The 8,119-nt window shown below is 34.3% G+C and carries 8 protein-coding genes; all 8 read left to right on the top strand.

What is annotated here, in order from left to right; all coding sequences use genetic code 11:
* Positions 1 to 312 (top strand): hypothetical protein (locus tag AC4AGG_RS14370; RefSeq protein ID WP_489772706.1); only part of this gene is annotated, 312 nt, incomplete at its 5' end.
* Positions 313 to 355: 43 nt separating this feature from the next.
* A complete protein-coding gene (locus tag AC4AGG_RS14365) occupies positions 356 to 1,126 on the top strand; it encodes an alpha/beta fold hydrolase (RefSeq protein WP_489772705.1) in 771 nt (256 codons plus the stop codon).
* A 14-nt stretch (positions 1,127 to 1,140) separates the two neighbouring features.
* Positions 1,141 to 1,584 (top strand): hypothetical protein, encoded by a 444-nt coding sequence (locus AC4AGG_RS14360; protein ID WP_489772704.1) that lies wholly within the window; start codon positions 1,141 to 1,143, stop codon positions 1,582 to 1,584.
* Positions 1,585 to 1,602: 18 nt separating this feature from the next.
* Positions 1,603 to 2,361 (top strand): hypothetical protein, encoded by a 759-nt coding sequence (locus tag AC4AGG_RS14355; RefSeq protein WP_489772703.1) that lies wholly within the window; start codon positions 1,603 to 1,605, stop codon positions 2,359 to 2,361.
* Between the two features lie 86 nt (positions 2,362 to 2,447).
* Positions 2,448 to 3,596, top strand: coding sequence for a class I SAM-dependent methyltransferase (locus AC4AGG_RS14350; RefSeq protein WP_489772707.1), 1,149 nt, complete (start codon positions 2,448 to 2,450; stop codon positions 3,594 to 3,596).
* 55 nt (positions 3,597 to 3,651) lie between these two features.
* Positions 3,652 to 4,305 (top strand): OmpA family protein, encoded by a 654-nt coding sequence (locus AC4AGG_RS14345; RefSeq protein ID WP_489772702.1) that lies wholly within the window; start codon positions 3,652 to 3,654, stop codon positions 4,303 to 4,305.
* Positions 4,306 to 4,451: 146 nt separating this feature from the next.
* Positions 4,452 to 5,831 carry a dipeptidase gene (locus tag AC4AGG_RS14340; RefSeq protein ID WP_489772701.1) on the top strand — a complete coding sequence of 460 codons (1,380 nt, stop codon included), beginning with the start codon at positions 4,452 to 4,454 and terminating at the stop codon, positions 5,829 to 5,831.
* Between the two features lie 397 nt (positions 5,832 to 6,228).
* On the top strand, positions 6,229 to 7,911 hold the full coding sequence (locus AC4AGG_RS14335; protein WP_489772700.1) for a T9SS type A sorting domain-containing protein: 1,683 nt from the start codon (positions 6,229 to 6,231) through the stop codon (positions 7,909 to 7,911).
* Positions 7,912 to 8,119: the final 208 nt, after the last annotated feature.

The following is an 8,119-nucleotide window of genomic DNA, read 5'->3' as shown; positions in this document are numbered from 1 at the left end:
AGTATTCTAAAGATAACGTATCACTTGTGTACAAAGGGAGGAAGCGAGCATGAGGTGATTTGGAAGCTAGAAGATACGCAGGTTCAACTTTATGAAGTGAGGAATAGTCAATCTCATTTTGTAGGTTTTCAGCTTATTTTTAAGAATGTTAATGGAACAACTTTAAAACTGTTGGACAAGAATTGGAGTGATATAGATTTCGAGAATATCTATACAGATTTCAAATCTCGAAAAGGAGAATCTATCCCAGAAGAAGAACAATCTTCGTTTAGACAATTGCAAATAAATAATGGAACGTTATCCAAAAATTAATTTTTTTAGGTTACTACCGTGATCATATTTTCTTAAGAGCATTATGAAGAAATATATTTGGATTTTGATATTTAGTTTTCTACTCATCAATTGTTCTTCTCGAATGAGTAATGGAGTTGTGAAAGCATCTTATTACGAAGTTAAAACTGATACAATGTCTTATGTTGATCAGGCTCGAAATCGTAAGATTCCGATTGCCATTTTTCAGCCTCGTAACAAAAAGAATCTCAATAGAATTCCTGTTATTTTTAGTCATGGTTATGGCGAAAACAAAGGAGGAGATTATCTATATGCTTATTCCTATTTGTTAGAATTTTTGGCATCTAAGGGTTATTTTGTTGTTAGTATTCAGCATGAGTTGCCTACGGATGAACTTCTAGCAATGACCGGCAAATTGCAAATTACTAGAAGACCCAATTGGGAAAGAGGCGTACAAAACATTAATTTCATTCTACAACAAATGAAATCAGATTATCTGATATTGAATTTTGAGAAACTTGTTTTGCTCGGACATTCTAACGGTGGTGACATGAGTGTTCTTTTTGTGCAGCAATATCCAGATTTGGTTGCTAAATTGATTACGATGGACCAGCGAAGAATGGAGTTTCCGCTGACTTCTCAACCAAGAATCTATACTTTACGTTCTAATGATTATCCTGCTGATGAAGGCGTTTTACCAACAGAAGAAGAAGCGAAGAAGCACAAAATCACTATCCAGAAAACCAATATTAATCACAGCAGCATGGATAAGGATGCTAATGAAGAGGAACGCAAATATATTACAGAACATATTTTTAAGTATCTTCAAGATTAATTTTTGGCATGCTGATGAAGTTGATATTTCACATATTACTTATTCTTGGTTTTCTTTTTAGTTGTGTTGGGAAGAAGGTATCGCAGGAAGATATTGTAATTTTAACAAATGCAAATGATTCAATACTTCAAAAGAACATCAATAACAAAATTCAACTTCGAGGTTATGCTGTTGAACTTTTTGTAGCACCAGCTCTAGAAATAGAAAATGGAGGGCTAATTTTTATTGATTGTATCGACAGTTGGCCAAGAGGATTTTACAAAAGCGAAGGTGAATCTTTAAAATTAGAAGTCACTGGTGTTTTAATACAGGGAAATGATTTACCCGTGTTTGAAGAAACATCTTCAGGTGATAGTATAGTGGTACAACATGGAATCTCTGTTCCCAGAGGAACCAATCTAAAAGAGGCTAGCCATCGATACTTATTAAAAGAGGCAAGTTGGAAGGTCATCAAGTAGCTTTTCTAAACAATTGATATGAAAATCCAGTTTATCTTTTTATTTATTATTTTTTTTCAGTTCAGCTATAGTCAAGCTGATGATCTCAATGAAAACAAAAGAGCCAATGTCAATCGCATGATTATGATTTTTCAGAAATTGGATAAAGATGAAATCGTTAAAATGATTAACTACCCTTTGAGACGAGATTATCCAATTCCTTTTGTTAAAAATGAAAAGGAAATGATGATTCGATTTGATGAGGTGTTTGACTACAATTTGGTCAAAAAGATTTCGACTTCCCAAGTCAACCAATGGAATGAAGTCGGATGGCGTGGGATTATGCTTGATAATGGAGTGATCTGGATTGATAGTGACAAGGGATTTATTATTGCGGTTAATTATCAAAGTAATTTTGAAAAAAATCTGAAAGAAAAACTAATCGCAGAACAGAAGGATAACCTTCATCCTTCACTTAAGGATTTCGTCCGTCCTGTATATAAAATTCAGACTAAAGATTATTTGATTCGGATTGATGAGTTGTCCAGTGACAAATACCGATATGCTTCATGGAAAATTGGTGCAAAAGAATCTTCAAAGCCAGATATTGTTTTGACCAATGGGGAGAGTGAGTTTTCTGGAAGCGGAGGAAATAGTGTGACTACATTTCGCAATGGAGTTTATACCTACAAAATTTTTGATAATGTCGTCAGGGAAGAAGGAGCAAAAGAAGTTTCGCTGGAGATTGAGAAGAATGGTAAAAGAATTCTTTGGCAAGAAGGAAATTCTATTCAATAAAGTTTTGGTAATTGGAATCAGGATGTAATTTTCGTCTAAAGTTGCGATTGTAAGCAATAATCTTAATCTTTGTAAAAAAAATCTAGATTTTGAATCCGATTTTAGATACCCAAGTTATTCAGTTTATCAATGATAATCTTCATACAGATATTCCTCAGCTGTTGCTGAAGAAGTCACCTTTTACAGATGTTACGATGCGTGAAATCGCAGAGCAAATCAAAGGTCGAAATATCGCTGAAAAGAAATTCCCTTTTTTTTTACGAGAAGGAATTATTTTCCCGCCCCATCTTAATTTGGAGCAATCCAGTTCAGAATCGACAGGTCAATACAAATCTACTTTAGTTAATGGTAAAAATATGGTTGACCTCACTTCAGGATTTGGGATTGATGCCTATTTCTTGTCACAAAATTTTGATGAGGTCACCCTTGTCGAAAGAAACCCCGAACTTTTGAAAGTCGTCGAACACAATTATGGAGTATTGGGTAGGAAAGCATCATTTATCAATCAGGATTTAGAAACTTTCCTTCAGCAAAGTGAAGAGCATTTTGATTTAATTTATCTTGACCCAGCGAGGAGAGATGCTCAAAAAAAGAAAGTTTTTTTATTGGAGGATTTATCTCCCAATATTTTAGAGATTTTGCCTATACTGAAAACGAAATCCAATCAGATCCTAATCAAATTATCGCCACTGATTGACTTGACTTACCTTGTTTCAGTTTTGGATAATATAAGGGAGATCCATATTGTTGCGGTTAAGAATGAAGTTAAAGAAATTCTTGTCTTGCTCGGAAATTCGGAGAATAATAATCCCAAAATCATCACCGTCAATCTTGAAAGCAACGAACCTACACTAAGTTTCGATTTCAAGGATATTTTTGACGCCAAAGCTGAGTTTTCAGATGTTTTAGATTACCTCTATAAGCCCAACAATGCAGTGCTGAAATCAGGTGCTTTCGATTTGGTTTCTCAGTCGTTTAAAATCAAAAAACTACATCCTAATACGCATTTTTATACTTCAGAAAAGAAGTTGGAAGATTTTCCAGGTCGAATTTTAAAGGTTGAAAAGGTTTCATCCAAAGACATCAAAAAGGGAACTAAATATAATTTGATTTCAAAAAATTATCCCCTAAAACCCGATGAAATCAAGAAAAAATACGGGATTAAAGATGGGGGAGAGCATTATCTTATTTTCACTCAAACTCTTAATGGAAAAACAATTCTAAAATCAGTGTAAAAATTTTGTTAAAGACTTCAATATTTCTTACTTTTGGGCTTTAAATTATTAGATAATGAAAAAAATCATTTTAGGAATTGCAGTAGCATCATTAGTTATCAGTTGTAAAAAGATTCCTCAAGGAGGAAATCACGGAGTAATCAAAATGGAACAAGGTGAAGAAAGATACGATGATGACCATCAAGGAGGAGGTGCGACACCACATACAGAAGGAGAATCTGTTATCCAGAGTCATACCACTGCTGAAATTGACTTGAATGGTGTTAAAATTAACGGAGTTGCTAACGGCTTGGAAGACAATTTGGTTAAATTTTTATCTAGTGATGGATACAAAAATGCAGCTGACGATGCAGCGTTGAAGGATAAATGGTACGATTTTGATAATGTGAAATTCAAAATGGGTTCTACTAATCAGTTAGAAGCTGGTTCTGAAGGTCAGATTGAAAATTTAGCTAAAATCTTAAAGGCTTTTCCTGATACCAAAATCAAAATTGGAGGTTATACAGATAAGACTGGTGATGAGGCGGTTAACCTTAAGGTTTCTAAAGGTAGAGCAGAATTTATCAAAGCCGAATTAACAAAATTAGGAGTTGGAGCACAAGTAGTAGGAGCTGAAGGTTACGGAAGTCAATTTGCTAAAGTAGCGAAGGATGCATCTGACGCAGAACGTGCAGCAGACAGAAGAATGGCAGTTAGATTAACGAAATAATTTTTGTAAAAAATATAAAAGTAAAATGTCTTGCCTTAGCGAGACTTTTTTTTTATTTTTGGGAGGTGACTTGAGGTGAATTTTTATGAGATAAAAGAAATCCTAATCTTAACCTCAGTCTTAATCTAAATCTTAATCTAAAACATATGCAAGAAACATTACAGTACATCAACGACAATAAAGATCGTTTCGTTGAAGAACTTTTTGAACTTTTGAGAATCCCTTCAATTAGTGCGGATTCAGCTTATAAGAACGATGTCATTGCCTGCGCCGAAAAAGTTGCAGAACATCTTAAAAATGGTGGAGCCGATGCGGTAGAAATTTGTGAAACTAAGGGTTATCCAATTGTTTATGGTGAAAAGATTTTAGATAAGAGTTTGCCAACTGTTTTGGTCTATGGACATTACGATGTGCAACCACCAGATCCATTAGATTTATGGAAGAAACCACCTTTTGAACCTTATATTGAGAAAACCGAATTGCATCCAGAAGGTGCCATCTTTGCAAGAGGTTCAGCAGATGATAAAGGCCAATTTTTCATGCATATCAAAGCTTTCGAAGCAATGATGAAAACCAATACTTTGCCTTGTAATGTTAAATTTATTTTAGAAGGTGAAGAAGAAGTGGGCTCTGTAAGTTTGGGTGATTGGGTTAATGAAAACAAAGAGAAGTTATCTTGCGATTGCATCTTGATTTCTGACACACATATTTACAGTAACGAACAGCCAACAGTAACAACTGGACTTCGCGGTTTAAGTTATGTTGAGATTGAGGTTGAAGGACCTAATCGTGATTTGCATTCTGGTTTGTATGGAGGTGCAGTTCCAAATCCAATTCATGTTTTAAGCAGAATGATTGCCAAATTAATCGATGAAGACGGTCATATTACAATTGATGGTTTTTATGATAATGTACAAGTTGTTTCCGATGAGGAGAGAGCAGAAATGGCCAAATTAAAAGACAACCCCGAGGAATTTAAAAAGTCTATTGGATTAGAAGGAGTTGAAGGGGAAAAAGGTTATAGCACTTTGGAAAGGACTTCTATTCGTCCAACTTTGGATTGCAACGGAATTTGGGGAGGTTACACAGGAGAGGGAGCTAAAACGGTAATTCCATCAAAGGCTTTTGCTAAAATTTCAATGAGATTGGTACCTTATCAGACTCCGGAAGAAATTACTGAAAAATTCACAAAATATTTTGAGAAAATTGCGCCAAGCAACGTTCGAGTAAAAGTAAATCCTCATCATGGAGGGATGCCGTATGTACTTCCAAGTGATACCAAAGAATTTATGGCTGCTAAATTAGCAATGGAATCCTCTTTCGGAAAAGAAGTGTTACCGTATAGAGGAGGAGGAAGTATCCCGATTACAGCGATGTTCGAAAAAGTGTTGGGAGCTAAGTCTGTTTTGATGGGATTTGGTTTAGATTCGGATGCGATTCACTCTCCGAACGAGCATTACGGGCTATTCAATTTCTATAAAGGGATTGAAAGTATTCCTATGTTTTTCGCTAATTATTCCAAATAAGCTAATTTTTTTGGTTAAACATAAAAACCCGAACATTACGATGATGTTCGGGTTTTAATTTGTGGTTAGTTTATTCTATATCTCTTGCTATTTTGTAAAGTTTATGTACAGTATTTAACTACTTATTCTTTAAAAATGACTTTCAACTAAAAAATCAATGTTTCTAAACTTTTTTGCTTTATTATTGCACGGCGCGATTTCATTTTAGAACTTGTGTCTCTTTAATTATTTTGCATTATATTTATTTATTAACCTTTAATTTTGTGATATTTTAAATTTCCTTTTATTTAATCACTTTTATTTTATGAATAATTAATTTTTCATTTTTTTATTTTAAGTATTTGTTTAATAATTAATTATAACTAATTTTATCGAAACTTAATCAAAATTATATATTATGAAAAACAAGTCTATTATTTCTTTTATAGTACTCTTTTTATCTTCTATTGTATTTTCTCAACAGATGCAGTATAATTTGTCACTTAATACTAGTGGCGCAACATCTGCAAATTCAAGAGCACCTCAAGGTGCGCAACGCTATTCCAGAACGGTATACTTAATAACTGCTGCTGAAATGGCTTCATCAGGATTAGTAAATGGTGATATCCTTGCAGCTATTGGTTTTGAGTATTTGACTGCTCAGAATGTTGCGACTACCGGAAATTTTAAAGTCTATTTAGAAAATACAGCTGATTTAGCAAACACTAAGAGTACCACTTGGGCAACTGCTGTTTCTACAATGACAACAGTAAGTAATTCTACTATTACAATTCCTGCAGCAACAGGACAAGTCAATCATGTTTTTTCTGGAGGTTCTACTTTTACCTACACAGGTGGCGGACTATATGTTGGATTTGAATATGATAATGCTGCAGGTACAATAGCAACAACTGGAAATGTTGCCTTATGTAACACCTTACTTACTGGCGGACTAAAAAGTGGGCAGAGTACTACAGCTCCACCTACAACGATTGCTGCATCTAATTGGAGACCAATGACGTATCTTGGTAAAAGTGTTCCTTGTGCAGCAATTTCTGGTCTATCAGCTGGTACTAATACTGAGAATTCTGCTACAATAAATTGGACAACTTCTGCTGATGTCCAGATAGAATGGGGTCTTTATCCTTACACTCAAGGAGGAAGCGGTTCTACAGCTAATGTAACTGCAGGTACTACTTATACTATTACAGGTTTAACAGCTGGGAAAGCTTATGATGTTTATGTTCGTAAGAATTGTGGAGGTGGAGTTTATAGTGAATGGAGAGATGTTACTGTAGGGACGACCAACCAAAGTGCGGTAACCTCCTACCCTTATAATATGAACTTTGAACCTGCGGCTGATCAAGCTTTCTTGTACAATTTAGGATGGGGTAATCAAGCAACCGGAAACGTAGGCTCATGGTCTTGGTTTGCAGATGATACTACTGATGGTAATACAGCAAATGATTATTCTCACACTTCAGCTTATTTTCTTGGAAGTGCAATTAGTACAACTGTAGCGCAAAATGCTTGGGTTTTTTCAAGACCTCTTTCAATGATAGGTGGATCTACATACACAATTTCTTATTATTACAGAACTTATAGTACAATTGCAACCGCTGGAGCTATGACTTTTAATGTAGGAATTAATACAAGTAGTTCTGGTACAGGGGTGACAACATTAGCGTCACATGCAGCTTACAATAATTTAACATACGTTCAAGAGACTCTACAATTTACTCCAACAACATCTGGGACTTATTATTTGGGATTCCAAAATAGTACTCCAGCTAATGCTACTTCCACAACGAATTACATTTTTATTGATACGGTTGTAGTTAATGGACAGTCTTTGGCAGTTGATGATGTAACTAAAGCGCAACATGAATTAAGTTTGTATCCTAATCCAGCAAAAGATTATGCGATGATTGATACAAATGAGAAAGTTAATCAAGTTGATGTTTTTGATATGTCAGGTAGAAAAGTGGTTGCTAAATTCGAAAATAAAAAGTTAGACGTGAGTAAACTTAAGACAGGAAACTATATTATTAATGTCACAACAGAAAATGGAGTTTCTTCTCAACAATTAATCGTGGAATAATAGAATTTTGTAATAAATTATTAATAAACACCTCATTTTGAGGTGTTTTTTTGTTTTTAAGAAATATATTTATACCTTTACTCTATTAAAACTAAAAAAAAATATTGAATTAGGCATTTAAGCAATAATTTGTTTGTAAGAGATTGGTTTTGATATAACCATTCTTTGGATGAGGTTTTCAAAAATTCCTTTTTTCATAAGATGTCTG

The sequence above is a fragment of the Chryseobacterium sp. CG10_8 genome, from assembly GCF_058117085.1.
This window is presented reverse-complemented; position numbering and strand designations above follow the sequence as displayed.